Genomic DNA, 17,943 nt, shown 5'->3' with positions numbered 1-17,943 from the left:
ATGACGTCATCCCTTGTGCCGGGCATGGCGCCCGCCGTCGACGCGTTGCTCTCGCCGCTGTGGGCCGACTTGTACGGCTGGTTGGTGGCGTGGGGCGTGGCGATGCTGCGCCCGCTGGGCATTGCGATGCTGCTGCCGGTGTTCTCCGTGGGCATGCTCGGCGCAGGCATGCTGCGCAACGCGCTGGTGCTTGGGCTGGCGTTGCCGGTCGTGCCGCTCATGCATGCAATGCCCGAGGTGCCGTCGCATTGGGGCGCCTGGGGCATGCTGATTCTGCGTGAGTTATGCATCGGCGGTTTGCTCGGGTTTGCGGCCGCGCTGCCGTTCTGGGCCGTCGACATGACGGGCTACGTGATCGACACCATGCGCGGGGCGTCCATGGCGAGTGTGCTCAATCCGTTGATGGGCGCGCAGTCGTCGGTCTTCGGCATCGCGCTCACGCAGATGCTGTGCGTGTTGTTCTTCGTCACACCGGCGGCACACGCGTTACTCACCGCGTTGTACGACTCCTACGCCGCACTGCCGGTCGGCCAGCCGTGGCAATGGCACGACGACAGCGTGGCCTGGCTGCTCGCGCTCTGGCAGGCGATGCAGGTCATGTGCCTGGCGGTGGCGTTGCCTGCGATGGTCGTGATGGTGCTCGTGGACATGTCGATGGGTTTCATCAACCGTGCCGCGCAACAGCTCAACGTGTTCTTCCTGGCCATGCCCGTTAAAAGTGCAATGGCGCTGCTGGTGACGGTCGCCAGTCTGCCGTTTGCCGTTGCCGTGCCGCTCGCCGGTTGGTACCGCCTGCCCGACGTGTTTCGCGCCTGGTCCGCGCTGACGCTACCGGCATCGTGAGGCGAACATGAGCGAAAAGAGCCAGCCGCCGACACCCAAAAAGATCGCCGACGAGCGCAAGAAGGGGCGTGTCGCGAAGAGTGCCGACCTTGCGGTGTGCATGCAGCTCGCCGTGGTACTCGCCTGGCTGACGTTCGAGGGACCGGCGCTTTACGACGCATCGCAAGCCCTCGTGTCGCGCATGCTGCTGAGCCTGCGCGAGCCCGTGGACGACGCGGTGCGCGCCATGCTCGGCCCGTCGCTGCTGATCTTCATTCGATTTGGAGGGGGGCTCGCGGTGCTGTTGATCGTGACCACCTGGCTGGCGATGGTGCTGCAGGTCGGGGTGCTCGTTGCACCCGAAGGCATACGTCCCAAGTACGAACGCATTGACCCGGTCGCGAAGGCCAAGCAATTGTTCTCGATGCAATCGCTCTTCGAGTTCGGCAAATCGCTCGTCAAAGTCGCCGTGCTGGGAGTGGTCTTCTTCTATCTCATCCGGCAGTACACCCCGTCGCTGGCAGCGCTGCCGCAGTGCGGCCCCTCATGCGGGCTTGCGCTCACCGCCAAGTTGCTGTTCTGGCTTATGGCGGTGCTGGTCGTTGCCTATGTGGTGTTTGGCGGGCTCGACTTCGCCTATCAGAAGTATCAACTGCGCAAACAATTGATGATGTCTCACGACGAGATCAAGCGGGAATCGAAGGAGGTCGAGGGCAACCGCGAGATCAAGAACAAGCGCCGCGACATTCACCGCGAGACGATCGAGAGCGGCAGTCTGTCGGACAACGTGAAGCGCTCGACGGCCGTGGTCCGGAATCCGACGCGCATCGCGATTTGCCTACGCTATGTGCCGGGCGAGACCGGCGTGCCGATCGTGATCGAGAAGGGCCGCAACGAGCGGGCCAGAACCATCGTCCGGCTCGCCGAGCGCGAAGGCGTGCCGGTGGTCGAACATGTGCCGGTGGCGCGCCGTTTGATGGACGACGTCGAGATCGACGCACCGATCCCTCCCGATCTGTTCGACGCCGTCGCCGCGATTTTGCGTCTCGCGCTCGATCTGCCCTATGAGGTGCAAGCGTCGAAGGATGTGCCCGACGGCGAAGGCGCGTCGCGCGACGCACCCAACGTTTCCGACGCGCCTGACGTTTCGGACCTTTCGGACATACCCGCCGCCCCCGTCGCTCCTGCCGCACCCGACGCACCGGACGCACCCGACGCACCCGACGAGCCCGACGAGCCCGACGAGCCCGACGAGCCCGACGAGCCCGACCAGCCCGGCGCTCCAGACGTGCCGAAGCGCACGGAAATGGGAGGGGGTTCATGAGCGCGCGGTTCGCCCTGAGTTGGGGCCGATGGCCGTTACGGCTGGCTGTGGCCGCTTTGAGTGCGCTGGGCGCGTCGATGCCAGCGCTGGCGAGCGACCTGGGATTGCTACCGCGTCACCCGCGTGTCGCCGACGCGCAGCTCGTCGTGCCCGCGCCGCGCGTTGCTGCGAGCGAGGTGGTGCGGCCTCCGATGGCGAGCATCGAGCCACACCCCCATGAAGCGGGAGAGTCGACGTCTGCGCCTGCGTCCGCGTTGACGGCACCAGCGCCGGTGCCAGTGCCAGCACCAGCGCCCACCCAGCGAGCGCTAGCGATGCCCACCCCACAAACGCTGCCGTTCGACTCGGTGGTGCAGCGTGCGGCTCAGGTGGCGTCGGTGGACGCAGCACTGTTGCATGCGATTATCGATACCGAGTCGGGATATGACCCGCAGGCGGTGTCCGTGCGGGGGGCAATCGGATTGATGCAGGTGCTTCCGCGTACTGGCGAGCGCTTCGGGGTTCGACGTCTCGAGGACCCTGCCGAGAATGTGCGCGCAGGGGCGTCCTATATCCGCTGGTTGCTGTCGCGCTTCGACGATGACTTGACCCTGGCACTCGCCGCTTATAACGCGGGGGAAGGCGCGGTGCTGCGTTACGGACGTCGGGTGCCGCCATTTCCGGAGACGCAAAACTACGTCCGCAAAGTGATGGCCGGATACGCGCGCCTGCGTGACGCGAATGCGCGGCCCGCGCCCGTGATGGCCGACGCCGAATCGCCGGCGGGATCAACGCTTGCCGCCGAACGCCGCGACGTTGCGTCCGCCCCGGAACACACGCGAACGCATCGCAAAGCGGAGCGCAGCGCGGCCGCGTTACCTGTCACGCCCGTCGCGCAGGACGTTGCGAACGCCGTCGAGACGACGCTTCCGGCCAACCACAGGGCGGCGCGTGCGAGAACAAAGGTTCACGCCGAAGCATCGACCGCCGCGGCCCAGACGGACGAAGCACCGGCGGATCGCACGTGGCGTTTGCTCAAGGGGTTGGGAACATTGCTCACGCGCAGCCCGTCGACCGAGGCGGCAGGTGCCTGGGGACGCGACCGGCCGGCGGTCGTCATGCCGTCGCGCGGGCGCGACCGGCACGTTGGCCCGGCGGCCGGCAGTTAGCGTCAGAGCGTGGGAACGGTGTCGGCGACCGAGGCGCGTGCGGACATGCGTTCGAAATGACCGGCCAGATTGGGATGGGCGTCGCGCCAGGCGATCTCAGGGAACCGGAAATCCAGATAGCCGAGCGCGCAGGTGACGGCCACGTCGGCCAGGGTGAGGCGGTTGCTCGCGCACCATTGCCGTTCATCGAGTCCGCGCGCCATGGCTTGCAGCCCTTCGTCGATCTTGCCGAGCTGGCGGGCGATGAGCGTCGATGAGCGCGAGACTTCGTCGTGAAACATCGTTTCGACGCGAATCTGCACGGCGGCATCCGTCAGGCCGTCCGCGAGGGCTTCCCAGCAGCGCACTTCGGCGCGTTCGCGCCCGGAAGGGGGAATGAGCTTGCCCACCGGCGAGAGCGTATCGAGATACTCGCAGATCACACGCGAATCGAACACGGCTTCGCCGTCTTCCATGACGAGGCACGGCACCTTGCCCAGCGGATTGGACTGCTGGATACGGGTGTCGTCGGCCCACACATTCTCCAGCTCGAGCTTGTAGTCGAGCTTCTTCTCGGCCAGCACAATGCGGACCTTGCGAACGTAGGGACTGGCGAGGGCACCGATCAACTTCATGTGAATCCTTGATAAATCGCTTTAGCGCGGGGGAGAGTATAACGTGGGCTCCGGACTGTCGCGCGCGTGTGTCATGTGCATTTCGTGTGCATGTTGTGTGCATGTTGTGTGCATGTTGCGCCAGACTCGGCGCAGGGCGGGGCGTACCGCAATTGCCGCGAAATTGGCCCGCGCCAGGATGGTCGAGGCCGGGAATGGTAAAATGCTGGCCTTTCCGAGTTGGCGGCTCGCCGGCTCCCCCGGTTTTCTTTTTCGGTGCCCAGTGCCATGTCCGACGAATTCTCCCCCTTGACCGCGCTTTCCCCGCTCGACGGCCGTTATGCCAGCAAGACCGACGCCCTGCGTCCATGGCTGTCCGAAGCGGCGTTCATGCGTCACCGCGTGACGGTCGAAATCCATTGGCTGATTGCCCTGTCCAAGGCCGGTTTCGCTGAAATCGCCCCGTTCTCGGCCGATGCGGAGACGTTCCTGCTGAATCTGGCGGCCCAATTCTCGAACGCCGATGCCCAGCGCATCAAGGACATCGAGAAGGTCACCAACCACGACGTGAAGGCCGTCGAGTATTGGCTCAAGGAGAAGGTGCAGGGTCAGGCGGCGCTCGAAAAGGCGAGCGAATTCATTCACTTCGCCTGCACGTCGGAAGACATCAACAACACGTCGCACGGTCTGATGATCAAGGGCGCGCGCGACACGGTGATTGTGCCTGCGCTCGAATCGCTGGTCGCCAAGCTCGGCGAGTTGGCCCGCGAGCATGCGGCCCAGCCGATGCTTTCGCGCACGCATGGTCAACCGGCGTCGCCAACCACGCTCGGCAAGGAACTGGCCAACGTGGCCGTGCGACTGGCCCGCGCGCTCGAGCGGGTGCGCCGCGTCGAACTGCTCGCGAAGATGAACGGTGCGGTCGGTAACTACAATGCCCACCTCTCGGCCTACCCGGAATATGACTGGGAGGCGTTCTCGAAGGCGGTCATCGAGCAGCGCCTCGGGCTGACGTTCAACCCGTACACGATCCAGATCGAACCGCACGACTATATGGCCGAGCTGTTCGACGCCCTCGCGCGCGCCAATACCATCCTGCTCGATCTGAATCGCGACATCTGGGGTTACATCTCGGTCGGCTACTTCAAGCAAAAGACGAAGGCCGGCGAGATCGGTTCGTCGACCATGCCGCACAAGGTCAACCCGATCGACTTCGAGAATTCGGAAGGCAACCTCGGTCTGGCCAACGCCGTGCTGCGCCATCTGGCCGACAAGCTGCCGGTCTCGCGCTGGCAGCGTGACCTGACCGACTCGACCGTGCTGCGCAACATCGGCGTGGCCTTCGGCTACAGTCTGCTCGCCTATGACTCGTGCAAGCGTGGCCTGGACAAGCTCGAAGTCAATCCGCAACGTCTGAACGATGACCTCGATAACACCTGGGAAGTGTTGGCAGAGCCGGTGCAGACCGTGATGCGTCGTTTTGGCATTCCCAACCCGTACGAACAGCTCAAGGAGCTCACGCGCGGCAAGGGCATTACGCGCGAAGCGCTGCAGGCCTTCATCAAGCAACTGGCCATTCCGGAAGATGCGAAGGCGCGTCTGCTGGAAATGACGCCTGCGAACTACGTCGGCATTGCCGAATCGCTCGCCAAGCGCGTCTAAGCACCCGCTGCTTCAACGAAACGGGCCGCTTTTGCGGCCCGTTTTGCATGGCGCGTCCGGTAAATGACGCACGGGCGACGGTGCTGCGTGTGAGCTGTACGAAAAAAAACTGCCGGACAGGCCGGCGGCTTCTCTGACGATGTGCTACGCGTCGTTCAGACGCGTGCGCCGAAGTTCGGGTCGTTGCGATCGACGCCCTCTTCACCGTCCTTGTTGCTGTGCTTGATGAGGTCTTCGCGCTTCACGCCGAGCCACATCGCAATCGCCGCCGCCACGAACACCGACGAGTAGATACCGAACAGAATACCCACGGTCAGCGCGAGGGCGAAGTAGTGCAGTGTCTGGCCCCCGAAGAAGAACATCGACAGCACCATCATTTCCGTGCTCGCGTGCGTGATGATCGTACGCGACATGGTCGTCGTGATGGCGTGGTCGATGACTTCGCGCACCGTCGCCTTGCGCATTTTTCGGAACGTCTCGCGAATCCGGTCGAAGATCACGACCGATTCGTTCACCGAGTAGCCAAGTACCGCCAGCACCCCCGCCAGCACCGCCAGCGAAAACTCCCATTGGAAGTAGGCGAAAAAGCCCAGAATGATCACCACGTCGTGCAGGTTGGCGATCACGCCGGCCACGGCGAACTTCCATTCGAAGCGGAACGACAGGTAGATGATGATGCCGATGACCACGAAGGTCAGTGCCAGCAGGCCATCCGTGAACAGCTCGTGACCAATCTGCGGGCCGACGAATTCCACGCGGCGCAACTGCACATCGGGGGCGTCTGCCTTCAGGGCGGTCATCACGGCGTCGCTTTGCTGCGCGCTGGTGACCTGCTTGCCGTCCGAACCGCTCTGAATCGGCAGTCGGATCATCACGTCGCGCGAGGTGCCGAAGCTCTGCACTTGCACGTCGCGATAGCCGAGCTTGCCGACTTCGCCCCGGATCTTCTCGAGATCGGCCGCCTGCGAGTAGGCCACTTCCATGACCGTACCGCCGGTGAACTCGATCGACATGTGCAGCCCCCGCGTGAGCAGGAAGAACACCGCCGCCACAAAGGTGAGCGCCGAGATGACATTGAAGATCAGGGCATGCCGCATGAACGGCACGTCTTTCTTGATGCGGAAAAATTCCATGACTGTTTCCTCTCGCGCCTGCGGTTATTGCTCGCCGGCGTCAGGTGCGTTCGTCGCACCGTCCGGGCGCCAGACCTGACCGATCGCCAACGTCTTGAGCTTGCGACGGCCGCCGTACCACAGGTTGACCAGACCGCGCGAGAAGAACACGGCCGAGAACATCGAGGTCAGGATACCCAGGCAGTGCACCACGGCGAATGCGCGCACCGGGCCCGAACCGAACGCCAGCAACGCCAGACCGGCGATGAGCGTGGTCACGTTCGAGTCCAGAATGGTCGCCCAGGCATGCTCGAAGCCCAGGGAAATCGCCTTCTGTGCCGACGCCCCTGCACGTAATTCTTCGCGAATACGTTCGTTGATCAGCACGTTGGCATCGATGGCCATACCGAGCGTAAGCGCGATAGCGGCAATCCCTGGCAGCGTGAGCGTGGCTTGCATCATCGAGAGCACGGCCACCAGCAGCAGCAGGTTGAACAGCAGGGCGATCACCGAGAACACGCCGAACAGCATGTAATACGCCATCATGAACACGGCGATGGCGATCAGGCCGTACACCACCGAGTCAACCCCCTTCTGCACGTTGTCGGCGCCGAGGCTCGGGCCGATCGTGCGTTCTTCGATGATTTCCATCGGTGCGGCAAGCGAGCCGGCGCGCAGCAGCAGCGCCAGATCGTTGGCGGCCTGCGCCGAGCCCATGCCGGTGATCTGGAAGCTCTGGCCCAGTTCGCTGCGGATATTGGCCACCGTCAGCACTTCGCCCTTGCCCTTCTCGAACAGCACAATGCCCATCGGCTTGCCGATGTTGTCGCGCGAGACGTCGCGCAGCACCCGGCCACCGGCCGCGTCGAGCTTGATGCTGACCGACGGCTGCTGGTGATCGTCGAAGCCCGCAGAGGCGCTGGTGATGCGGTCGCCGCTGAAGATCACCTGGCGCTTGAGCATGACCGGCGCACCGTTGCCATGCAGGAACAGTTCGTCCTGCGGCGGCACGGGCGTATCGGCGGTGATGAGGCGCGGCGCGTCCGGATCGGCCAGACGTGCTTCGAGCGTTGCCGTGCGGCCGATGATGTCCTTCGCCTTGGCGGTGTCCTGCACGCCGGGCAACTGCACGACGATACGGTCAGGGCCTTCCTGCTGAATGACCGGTTCGGCCACGCCGAGTTCGTTCACCCGGTTGTGCAGCGTGACGATGTTCTGCTTGACGGCGTTGTCCTGCACCGCACGACGGGCCGCGTCCGTGAATGTGCCCACGACCTTGAAGGTGCCGTTGGGGCCGGCTTGCGTCGTGTAGGCGAGATCGGGCAGGGCGTCGGTCAGGGCACCGCGTGCGCGCTCGGCGTCGTTCTGGTTGCTGAAGACCGCTTCAATGCCGCCGTCCGTGCGCGTCACGCCGTTGTGGCGGATGTTCTTGTCGCGCAGCAGTGTGCGGGCATCGGCGGCGCTGGCGTCCAGACGCTTGGTGATGGCGCCGGCCATGTCGACTTGCAGCAGGAAGTGCACCCCGCCGCGCAGGTCGAGGCCGAGATACATCGGCAGCGCGTGAATTCGGGTGAGCCATTCCGGCGAGGCCGACAGAAGGTTGAGCGCGACGACGTAGGTCGGGTCGGTCGGATCGGTGTTCAGCGACGTCTGGAGAAGGTCCTTGGCGCGAAGCTGCGTGTCGGTGTCGGCGAAGCGAATGCGCACGCTCGGGTTGTTGCCCGTGTTGTCGAACACGGCGCCTTGATAAGCGATGTTCTGCGCCTTGAGCGCGTCTTCGGCGCGCGCGAGCGTCGAGGGGTCGACCTTGACGGTCGCCTTGACGCTGGAAATCTGTACTGCCGGCGTTTCACCGAACAGGTTCGGCAGCGTATAGAGCACCCCGATGGCAAGCGCCACCAGAATGATGATGTATTTCCAGAGAGGATAGCGATTCATAGCGGCGGGCTAGGGTGATGCCTCGTGGCAAACCGTGCTTCAGACCGGCTGGCATGGCAACAGGGGTCGCGTTGACCGGTGTCGTCATGCACTGCGGCCGCCTGCAAGGGCGGCCGCGTGCGGTTGCGCGAAGGATCAGAGCGCCTTGATGGTGCCCTTGGGCAGCAAGGTGGTGATAGCGCCTTTCTGCACGTTGATCTCGACGTTCTCGGCGATCTCCACCGTCACGAAGGTCTCGCCGACCTTCGAGATACGGCCGGCCAGACCGCCCGAGGTCACGACTTCGTCGCCCTTGGCAAGCGCCGCCAGCATGTTGCGGGTCTCTTTCTGGCGCTTCATTTGCGGACGGATCATGATGAAGTACAGCACCACGAACATCAGCACGAGCGGCAGGAAGCTCATCAGGTTGCTGGTCGGGCTCGCGGCGCCTGCCGTCTGAGCGAAGGCATTGGAAATCAGCACGTTCGGTTCTCCTTATGTAAGACGTGTAAAAGCCGCGTGTGGCCGGACTCCGGACACGCGCGGCGTGTGTTTCGGTGCGAGGATGCACGATCCAAGCCCGGCATTTTACCACTGCCCGACCCCGTTCCCCCGGGATTCGGTGCCCGCTTCCGGGCCCCGGCCGCTACTTCACGCCGCGCGCGCGATCGGCCCGGAACTGGGCGCAAAACGCGTCGAAACGGTGTGCTTCGATGGCATCCCGGATTTCCTGCATCAGCATCAGATAGTAATGCAGGTTGTGGATGGTGTTGAGCCGCGCGCCCAGAATCTCCCCGGCTCGCTGCAAATGGTGCAGATAGGCGCGCGAGAAATTTCGACAGGTGTAACAGCCGCAAGTTTCGTCCAGGGGACGCGTGTCGGTCTTGTGCGACGCGTTGCGAATCTTCAGGTCGCCAAATCGCGTGAAGAGCCAGCCGTTGCGGGCATTGCGCGTGGGCATCACGCAATCGAACATATCCACGCCTGCGGCCACGCCGGCCACGAGGTCCTCGGGCGTGCCCACGCCCATCAGGTAGTGCGGCTTGTTCGCCGGCAGACGCGGCGCCACGTGCTCGAGCACGCGCATCATGTCTTCCTTCGGCTCGCCGACCGACAACCCGCCAATCGCATAACCGTGGAAGTCCAACTCCGACAGGCCGGCGAGCGACTCGTCGCGCAAGTGTTCGTACATGCCGCCCTGGACGATCCCGAACAGCGCATTCGGGTTCCCGAGCCGGTTGAATTCGTCGATGGAGCGCTTGGCCCAGCGCAGCGACATGCGCATCGACTGGCCCGCCTCGACTTCCGTGGCCGGCCGCCCGTCGATCTCGTACGGCGTGCACTCGTCGAACTGCATGACGATGTCCGAATTGAGTACGTGCTGGATCTGCATCGAGATTTCCGGCGACAGGAAAAGTCGGTCGCCATTCACGGGCGACGCGAATTTCACGCCTTCTTCGCTGATCTTGCGCAGATCGCCGAGGCTGAATACCTGAAAGCCGCCGGAATCCGTGAGAATCGGCCGATCCCAACCCATGAAGCGGTGCAGACCGCCGTGGGCGGAAATCGTCTCGAGTCCGGGGCGGAGCCAGAGGTGGAAGGTATTGCCGAGGATGATCTGTGCGTTGTTTTCGACGAGTTCGGCCGGCGACATCGCCTTGACCGAGCCGTAGGTGCCCACCGGCATGAAGATGGGCGTCTCGACCACGCCGTGGTTGAGCGTGACGCGTCCCCGGCGGGCTTGCCCGTCGGTGGTGATGAGTTCGAACTTGAGCATGTGTGGTGCGCCCCGGCACCACCGGCAACACAGGCCGGCGCCCGCGCGGGACGTAAAAAAAGCGGCCAGCGCCCCATGCGCGGCCAAGGCGCTATTGTACCGGGTCGCATGGCTGCCGATTCGACGGCCATGCGCGTTCAGGCGGCGGCTTTCGGGGCGTCGTGAAGCGCCACGCGCGAGAGGATCATCGCGTCGCCGTAGCTGAAGAAGCGATACCGCTGCTCGATGGCGTGCCGGTAGGCCGCGCGGATCGTCTCCATGCCGGAGAAGGCCGACACGAGCATGAGCAGCGTCGATTTGGGCAAATGGAAGTTGGTGATGAGACGGTCGACCAGTTGGAAGTGGTAGCCCGGTGTGATGAAGATGTCGGTCTCGGCGCTCCCCGCACGCAGGGAGCCCGGCGCGCCGCCGGCGGCCAGCGACGCTTGTGCGGCAGACTCCAGGGCGCGCATCGACGTTGTGCCGACCGCAATCACGCGGCCGCCGCGGGCGCGCGTGGCGGCGATGGCGTCGACCAGCGACGGCGTGATCTCGTACCACTCCGAATGCATCTTGTGCTCGTCGATTTTCTCCACGCGTACCGGCTGGAACGTCCCCGCCCCTACGTGTAGCGTGAGCGTGGCGCGGTGCACGCCCAGCATGTCGAGGCGGGCGAAGAGGGCGTCGTCGAAGTGCAGCCCGGCCGTCGGCGCGGCCACCGCGCCCAGATTTCGGGCGTAGACGGTCTGGTAGCGGGTTTCGTCGGCCGCGTCGGCGTCATGCTCGATGTAGGGGGGGAGCGGCAGACGGCCGTAGGTTTCCAACAGCGTGTAGCAGTCGTCCGGGAAATGCAGGGTATAGAACGGTTCGACGCGCTCGCCCACGCTCACGTCGAACGCGTCGGCCAGGCGCAGCACCGTACCCGGGGCCGGGCTCTTGCTCGCGCGGATCTGCGCGAGCGCGGTGCGGTTGTCGATCACGCGCTCGACGAGCACTTCGATCTTGCCGCCGCTCGCCTTGTGACCGAACAGGCGCGCTTTGATGACGCGCGTATCGTTGAACACGAGCAGGTCGCCGGGCGCGAGCAGGCTGGGCAGGTCGGCAAAGCGCCGATCATAAAGATGGGGGGGCGTGACGCTGCCGTCCACCTCCAACAGTCGGCTGGCGGAGCGCTCGGTGAGTGCGGTCTGCGCGATCAGTTCGGGCGGCAGGACGAAATCGAAATCGGAAAGGGTATACATCAGCGTTTACAATGCTTGGCAACCGACATTTTACTTGGTTCGTCCGAAAGCCTGCCGGCACGGCGTGCGCCTCGCGGGCGAACCCCCCTTTCGCGACTGCATGACCGAACGCAGAATGCCCGCTCCCGTGCCTGAGGACGTCACTGCCGACCTCGTGGAACTTGCCGATGCCGCAAGCGCACAGGCCAATGTTTCGCCGCGTCCCGCAGCGAAACGCGGGACGCGCTCGGCCACGCAGGCCGAGACGCCGGCTGGCGCGAACGACACCGCGCCGCCCAAGTCCGGGAAATCGCCAAAGCTCGCCAAATCTGCTGAATCTGCCAAATCTGCTGAATCCGCGAAAGTTGCCAAGACAAAAACGCCTGCGCGCAAGACGGCGGGCGGCGGCACCGCCGACAAGCTCGACAAGCTCGGGCTGAAGCGCGACATCGACCTGATTCTGCATTTGCCCATGCGCTACGAGGACGAAACCACGCTGCGCAAGATCGGCGACGTGCTGCCAAGCGAGTTGGCCCAGGTCGAGGGCGTGGTCACGTCGAGCGAAGTGGCGTACCGGCCGCGCCGGCAGTGGGTCGTACGCATCGAGGACGACGGCCATGAACTCGTGCTGCGGTTTCTGAATTTTTACGGCAGTCAGCAGAAGCAACTCGCCGTCGGCGCGCGCGTGCGTGCGCGCGGCGAGGTGCGCGGGGGCTTCTTCGGATTGGAGATGGTGCACCCGGCCTATCGCGTGGTACTCGATGCCGCGGCCCCGTTGCCGGCGTCCCTCACGCCGATATACCCGAGTGCCGCCGGTCTGTCGCAAGCCTATCTGCGCAAAGCGATTCACAACGCCATGACGCGCACGCCGCTGCCTGAGTTGCTGCCTCCGGGACTGCTTCAGCACGCCATTGGCCCGGCGCATCCGCTCCCGGCGCTGGCCGATGCCGTGCGTTTGCTGCATGCGCCGCCGCCCGATGTGTCGGAGACAGCGCTTGTCGAGCGCTCGCATCCGGCGTGGCTGCGCATCAAGTGCGAAGAGTTGCTCGCGCAGCAACTATCGCTCAAGCGGGCGCAAGCGGCGCGTCGGCGACTCGCCGCCCCCGCCCTTGGCGCCCACGTGGCTGGGGGGCTGCTCGAACGCTTCGAGGCGGCGCTGCCATTTCGTCTGACCGGTGCTCAGCAGCGGGTGTGGGCCGAGATTTGCGCCGATCTGGCCGAACCGCACCCAATGCAGCGCCTGCTGCAAGGCGACGTAGGGAGCGGCAAAACGATCATTGCGGCGTTGGCCGCTGCGCAGGCGATCGACGCCGGATTTCAGGCGGCGATCATGGCGCCGACCGAAATCCTCGCAGAGCAGCATCTGCGCAAGCTCACGGCCTGGCTGGCGCCGCTGGGCGTCGACGTCGCGTGGCTGGCGGGCAGCATGAAGGCGAAGGAGAAGCGAGAAGCGCTCGCACGCGTCGCGAGCGGCGACGCGCAACTCGTCATCGGGACGCACGCCATCATTCAGGACACGGTCACGTTCGCGCGACTCGGCATGGCGGTCGTCGACGAGCAACACCGGTTCGGCGTCGCGCAGCGGCTGGCGCTGCGCAGCAAGATGCAAACCGCCGGCATGGGCGAGAACGCCATGCCGCATCAGTTGATGATGAGCGCGACGCCCATTCCGCGCACGCTCGCCATGACGTACTACGCTGATCTGGACGTCTCCGTGATCGACGAGTTACCGCCGGGCCGCAGTCCGGTCGTCACGAAACTCGTCAGCGACGCCCGGCGACCGGAAGTGATCGACCGCGTTCGGGCCGCGGCGCTGGCTGGGCGTCAGGTGTATTGGGTCTGTCCGCTGATCGAGGAGAGCGAGGCGCTGCAATTGCAGACGGCCGTCGACACGCACGCGCAGCTCGTCGCGGCGTTGCCCGAGTTGCGCGTGGGGCTTGTGCACGGGCGGCTCGCGCCGGCAGAGAAGGCGGCGGTGATGGACGGCTTCACACGTGGCGATACGCAATTGTTGGTGGCGACCACGGTGATCGAAGTGGGGGTGGACGTACCCAATGCGTCGCTGATGGTGATCGAACACGCCGAGCGCTTCGGGCTTGCGCAATTGCACCAGTTGCGCGGGCGCGTTGGGCGCGGGTCGGCGGAGTCGGTGTGCCTGCTGATGTATGCGTCGCCGTTGTCGATGGGCGCGAAGGCGCGTTTGCAAACGATGCGAGAGACCACCGACGGCTTTGTCATCGCGCGGCGCGATCTGGAAATCCGCGGCCCGGGCGAGTTTCTCGGCGCTCGGCAGTCGGGTGCCGCGATGCTGCGCTTCGTCGACCTGAACGAGGACGCCTGGCTGATCCCGGGCGCGCAGGAAGCGGCGGATGTACTCCTCAAGTCGCACCCTGGGGCCGTGGCGGCGCATCTGGAGCGCTGGCTCGGGGCGCGGGAAGATTATCTGAAGGCATGAGGTGCGGTGCCCACGCGGCGGCGCGCAACGACACGACGACGCAACGACGACGCAACGAGAGCACAACGACGGCACACATGCGACCGAAAACGGGCAAGGGCGGTCCGATTGTGCTATAAAAAACAAAATCTATCGATTGCCGTAATTCGATTAATTTACACAGGTTAGGACGACATGACCCTCACGGAACTCAAGTACATCGTGGCGGTGGCGCGCGAACGCCATTTCGGTCGCGCGGCGGAAGCCTGTTTCGTCAGCCAGCCGACGCTCTCGGTGGCCATCAAGAAGCTCGAAGACGAGCTGAACGTACAGATTTTCGAGCGCGGTGCTGCGGAAGTCAGCGTGACCCCGCTCGGCGAGCAGATCGTTGCGCAGGCTCAGCGCGTGCTCGAACAAACCATCGCCATCAAAGAGATCGCCAAGCAGGGACGCGATCCGCTCGCCGGGCCGCTGCGTCTGGGTGTGATCTACACGATCGGGCCGTATTTGCTGCCGGCCCTCGTCAAGCAGATGATCGAGACCACGCCGCAGATGCCGCTCATGCTGCAGGAGAACTACACGCTCAAGCTTATCGAACTGCTCAAGCAGGGCGAGATCGACGCGGCGATCATGGCGCTGCCGTTCCCGGAGAGCGGTCTGATGGTGCGACCGCTCTACGATGAGCCGTTCGTCGTGGCGTTGCCGCGCTCGCATCCGTGGGCGGAGCGTGAACAGATCGACGCAGGCGATCTCAAGCAAGAGACGATGCTGCTGCTCGGCAGCGGGCACTGCTTCCGCGATCACGTGCTGGGTGTCTGTCCGGAGCTGATGCGCTTCTCGCAGAATGCCGACGGTATTCAAAAGACGTTCGAAGGCTCCTCGCTGGAGACGATCCGCCATATGGTCGCGAGTGGCGTAGGCATCACCGTGCTGCCGAAGACGTCGGTGCCCGAGACGCCCGCACCCGATAGCCTCCTGCGTTATGTCCCGTTCTCGGCGCCGGTGCCCGATCGTCGCGTGGTGCTCGCGTGGCGCAAGAGCTTCACGCGATTGCCGGCCATCGACGCGGTGGCGCAAGCGATTACCCGGTGCCATCTGCCAGGCGTGATTCCCCTCGATCTGCCCGCCATGTCGAACTGACGCGCGCCGGGGCAAGCTGGCCCCCGAACCCCATACCGCATACCCCATACCCCATAAGCCTCGCTCGTCATACGCCGCTGCCTCGTGCCGCGGCGTATGACTTTTGGCTATTGAATTCATAAAAACTATCAATTATTAGTTTTAAATAAAAATAATTAATCTAGCGTTGCGCGTTTGGCGCCGATGCCCTCGCGAGCGGGGGTGCTCGAACGCCGATAGTTGCCGCCGCAGCCAGACACATTCGAGGTGCCCAGGATGACCCGACTCAAGGCTTATTTGCAGGACGTCGAAACCACGCTGGAAAAAGTACTCGCCGATTTTGCCCTCATGGGCGCGTGAATCGCGCGAGTTCGACCGATCAGGAAACAAGAGAAGGAGAGCGTCGCATGTCAGATACGAACAAACTCACGACGGCCGCCGGTGCGCCGGTGCCCGACAACCAGAACACGATGACGGCCGGCCCGCGCGGCCCTGCCTTGTTGCAAGACGTGTGGTTCCTTGAAAAGCTCGCCCACTTCGACCGCGAAGTGATTCCCGAGCGTCGCGTGCACGCGAAGGGATCGGGCGCTTACGGCAAGCTCACCATTACGCATGACATCACGAAATTCAGCCGTGCGCGCGTATTCGAGGCCGTTGGAAAGGAAACGCCGGTATTCCTGCGATTCTCGACGGTAGCGGGCGAGCGCGGTGCGGCCGACGCCGAGCGCGACGTGCGCGGCTTCGCCCTGAAGTTCTACACGGACGAGGGCAACTGGGATCTCGTGGGTAACAACACCCCCGTGTTCTTCGTGCGCGATCCGCTCAAGTTCCCCGATTTCATTCATACGCAAAAGCGTGATCCGAGAACGAACCTTCGCAACCCGACGGCGGCATGGGACTTCTGGTCGCGACATCCCGAGTCGCTGCATCAGGTGACCATTCTCATGAGCGATCGCGGGCTGCCGGCGAACTATCGTCAGCAGCACGGCTTTGGCTCGCACACCTTCAGCTTCATCAACGCGGCGAACGAACGCTTCTGGGTGAAGTTTCACTTCAAGTCGATGCAGGGCGTGGAGAACCTGACCAACGCCGAGGCCGCGAACGTGGTCGCCGGGGACCGCGAGAGCGCCCAGCGCGATCTGTTCGATGCGATCGAAACGGGCAACTTCCCGCGCTGGCGCATGCAGGTGCAGGTCATGCCCGAGGCGGACGCCGCGACCTATCGTATCGATCCTTTCGACTTGACGAAGGTGTGGCCGCACGCCGACTACCCGCTCATCGACGTGGGCGTGCTGGCGTTGAACCGCAACCCGGAGAACTACTTCGCCGAAGTCGAGCAGGCGGCGTTCAACCCGGCCAATGTGGTGCCAGGCATCGGCTTCTCGCCGGATCGCATGTTGCAGGGGCGTCTGTTCTCGTATGGGGACACCCAGCGATATCGCCTTGGCGTCAATCACACGGCAATTCCGGTCAACGCGCCAAAGTGCCCGTTCCATAACAGTTTCCATCGCGACGGTGCAATGCGCGTGGATGGCAATCTGGGCGGCGCGCCGAACTATGAGCCGAATCGATACGGTGCGTTTGCCGAGCAGCCGGCGTTTCGCGAGCCCCCGCAAGCGGTGGGCGCCGTGGCCGACCGTTTCGACCATCGCGAGGACGACGACTATTATTCGCAGCCGCGCGCGTTGTTCAATCTGTTCGACGATGGCCAGAAAACGCGGTTGTTCGGCAATATCGCGGCCGCAATGCAGGGCGTTCCGAACGACGTGGCCGAGCGTCAGATCGATCACTTTGCCAAGATCGATCCTGCCTACGCGCAGGGCGTGGTCGCCGCACGTCGGGCGTTGGCGGGGTAAAGCGCAAATTTAGGCGTCAAGGGGCGTGGGGGCGGGTGACGCGCCCCCGCGCAGATATGGCCGGTGGCGTGGTTGCTGGGGCGTGTCAGGCAGTCGGCCAAAAGGCGCGTATTGCCGCAATGCCATAAGCGCCGGCGTGGCGCGCGCTCGTCAGCGTGTCGGCCCGCATGCCGCCGAGCGCGAAGACCGGTAGCGAGGTCTGCTCTGCAAGGGCAGAGAACGCGGGCCAGCCCAGTGGCGTGGCGAGGGGATGTGTCGCGGTGGCGAGGACCGGTGACAGTGTAATGAAGTCGAGTCCGAGCCGCGTGGCGTGTGCGATCTGCGTGGCGTCGTGACAGGCGGCGCTCACGAGCTTCCAGTCGGGAGGCCGCGTGTGGCAGGCCAACAGCCGTGCGCTCGTCAGATGCCAGCCGTCCGCCTTCGGTACGGTGCCGGCGTGTACGCCGTTCGCTGCATCGAGCCAGAGATCCGCGACATGTTGCGGCGGGTTGAGAATGAGTTGTGCGCCAGCAGCGTGTGTCAGTGCCAAGGCGCTCTCTGCCAAGGCGCGGTAGCCATCGGCGTCGAGCGAACGATTGCGAAGCTGCACGAGACGGATGCCGCGCGCCAGGGCTTGCGCGAGTTGCGATGCAAACGTGGCGATTTGGGTGCGCGAGGCGACATCGGGCGTCACCAGAAGCTGGCGGGGCAGAGGGGGCTGCGTGTTGAGCGCGGCGTCGTGCGCCCCGGTGCTCACTCGGGCCGTTCCGGCGGGAAGGGAGGGCATCGATAAACGGTAAGCGGGATCGGTTGAATCGGTGGAATCTGCGGGGTCGGCGGGCATGCGCGCAGTGTAACCGGAACGCCGGGGCGGACGTCTCAAGGAAAGTACGTAGATGGGGCGGCGCATCGCATCGCACGGATGCACGCGACGCGACAGGAACACCATCGCCCGCGCCCGATTCGGTCGGCCCTCGATGGCGCGTGTGTGCCCTATCGGG

At 64.5% G+C, this 17,943-nt stretch carries 14 protein-coding genes; 7 read left to right on the top strand and 7 right to left on the bottom strand.

Annotated features, from left to right (window positions below):
* The 3 genes from sctT to ACE3UG_RS19875 are packed head-to-tail and all read left to right on the top strand — an operon-like array spanning position 1 to position 3,294.
* On the top strand, positions 1–843 hold the full coding sequence (sctT, locus tag ACE3UG_RS19885; RefSeq protein WP_374627127.1) for a type III secretion system export apparatus subunit SctT: 843 nt from the start codon (positions 1–3) through the stop codon (positions 841–843).
* A gap of 7 nt (positions 844–850) precedes the next feature.
* Positions 851–2,146 carry an EscU/YscU/HrcU family type III secretion system export apparatus switch protein gene (locus tag ACE3UG_RS19880; RefSeq protein ID WP_374627125.1) on the top strand — a complete coding sequence of 432 codons (1,296 nt, stop codon included), beginning with the start codon at positions 851–853 and terminating at the stop codon, positions 2,144–2,146.
* A complete protein-coding gene (locus ACE3UG_RS19875; protein ID WP_374627123.1) occupies positions 2,143–3,294 on the top strand; it encodes a lytic transglycosylase domain-containing protein in 1,152 nt (383 codons plus the stop codon). The genes ACE3UG_RS19880 and ACE3UG_RS19875 overlap by 4 nt, the downstream gene beginning before the upstream one ends.
* A gap of 2 nt (positions 3,295–3,296) precedes the next feature.
* Here ACE3UG_RS19875 and ACE3UG_RS19870 read toward each other — a convergent pair whose 3' ends face one another.
* Complete coding sequence (locus ACE3UG_RS19870) at positions 3,297–3,908, bottom strand: glutathione S-transferase family protein (RefSeq protein ID WP_374627121.1); 612 nt, start codon at positions 3,906–3,908, stop codon at positions 3,297–3,299.
* A 267-nt stretch (positions 3,909–4,175) separates the two neighbouring features.
* Here ACE3UG_RS19870 and purB point away from each other — a divergent pair, with 267 nt between their 5' ends.
* A complete protein-coding gene (purB, locus tag ACE3UG_RS19865; RefSeq protein WP_374627119.1) occupies positions 4,176–5,549 on the top strand; it encodes an adenylosuccinate lyase in 1,374 nt (457 codons plus the stop codon).
* Positions 5,550–5,704: 155 nt separating this feature from the next.
* On the opposite strand, the gene secF is transcribed toward purB, so the two are convergent.
* The 5 genes from secF to queA form a co-directional block, all read right to left on the bottom strand.
* Entirely contained in the window at positions 5,705–6,682 is a 978-nt protein-coding gene (gene secF / locus ACE3UG_RS19860; RefSeq protein ID WP_374627118.1) for a protein translocase subunit SecF, read from the bottom strand.
* A 24-nt stretch (positions 6,683–6,706) separates the two neighbouring features.
* On the bottom strand, positions 6,707–8,599 hold the full coding sequence (gene secD, locus ACE3UG_RS19855; protein WP_374627116.1) for a protein translocase subunit SecD: 1,893 nt from the start codon (positions 8,597–8,599) through the stop codon (positions 6,707–6,709).
* Between the two features lie 135 nt (positions 8,600–8,734).
* Entirely contained in the window at positions 8,735–9,001 is a 267-nt protein-coding gene (gene yajC / locus ACE3UG_RS19850; RefSeq protein WP_233179920.1) for a preprotein translocase subunit YajC, read from the bottom strand.
* Between the two features lie 223 nt (positions 9,002–9,224).
* Positions 9,225–10,355 carry a tRNA guanosine(34) transglycosylase Tgt gene (tgt, locus tag ACE3UG_RS19845; protein WP_374627114.1) on the bottom strand — a complete coding sequence of 377 codons (1,131 nt, stop codon included), beginning with the start codon at positions 10,353–10,355 and terminating at the stop codon, positions 9,225–9,227.
* Positions 10,356–10,492: 137 nt separating this feature from the next.
* Positions 10,493–11,575 (bottom strand): tRNA preQ1(34) S-adenosylmethionine ribosyltransferase-isomerase QueA, encoded by a 1,083-nt coding sequence (gene queA / locus ACE3UG_RS19840; protein ID WP_374627112.1) that lies wholly within the window; start codon positions 11,573–11,575, stop codon positions 10,493–10,495.
* Positions 11,576–11,675: 100 nt separating this feature from the next.
* On the opposite strand from queA, the gene recG reads away from it, so the two are divergent.
* The 3 genes from recG (at position 11,676) to ACE3UG_RS19825 (ending at position 16,963) form a co-directional block, all read left to right on the top strand.
* On the top strand, positions 11,676–14,009 hold the full coding sequence (recG, locus tag ACE3UG_RS19835; protein WP_374627110.1) for an ATP-dependent DNA helicase RecG: 2,334 nt from the start codon (positions 11,676–11,678) through the stop codon (positions 14,007–14,009).
* 174 nt (positions 14,010–14,183) lie between these two features.
* The gene (locus ACE3UG_RS19830; RefSeq protein ID WP_374627108.1) at positions 14,184–15,128 is read left to right on the top strand and encodes a LysR substrate-binding domain-containing protein; all 945 of its coding nucleotides are present in this window, start codon (positions 14,184–14,186) and stop codon (positions 15,126–15,128) included.
* A 386-nt stretch (positions 15,129–15,514) separates the two neighbouring features.
* On the top strand, positions 15,515–16,963 hold the full coding sequence (locus tag ACE3UG_RS19825) for a catalase (RefSeq protein WP_374627106.1): 1,449 nt from the start codon (positions 15,515–15,517) through the stop codon (positions 16,961–16,963).
* 85 nt (positions 16,964–17,048) lie between these two features.
* Here the strand turns inward: ACE3UG_RS19825 and ACE3UG_RS19820 are convergent, their stop codons facing one another.
* The gene (locus tag ACE3UG_RS19820) at positions 17,049–17,729 is read right to left on the bottom strand and encodes a thiamine phosphate synthase (RefSeq protein ID WP_374627104.1); all 681 of its coding nucleotides are present in this window, start codon (positions 17,727–17,729) and stop codon (positions 17,049–17,051) included.
* Between the last annotated feature and the right edge of the window lie 214 nt (positions 17,730–17,943).

This window comes from Pandoraea sp. (genome assembly GCF_041919235.1).
GTDB lineage: Bacteria > Pseudomonadota > Gammaproteobacteria > Burkholderiales > Burkholderiaceae > Pandoraea.
The sequence above is the reverse complement of the archived record's forward strand: the minus strand, read 5'-3'. Positions and strand labels throughout refer to the sequence as shown.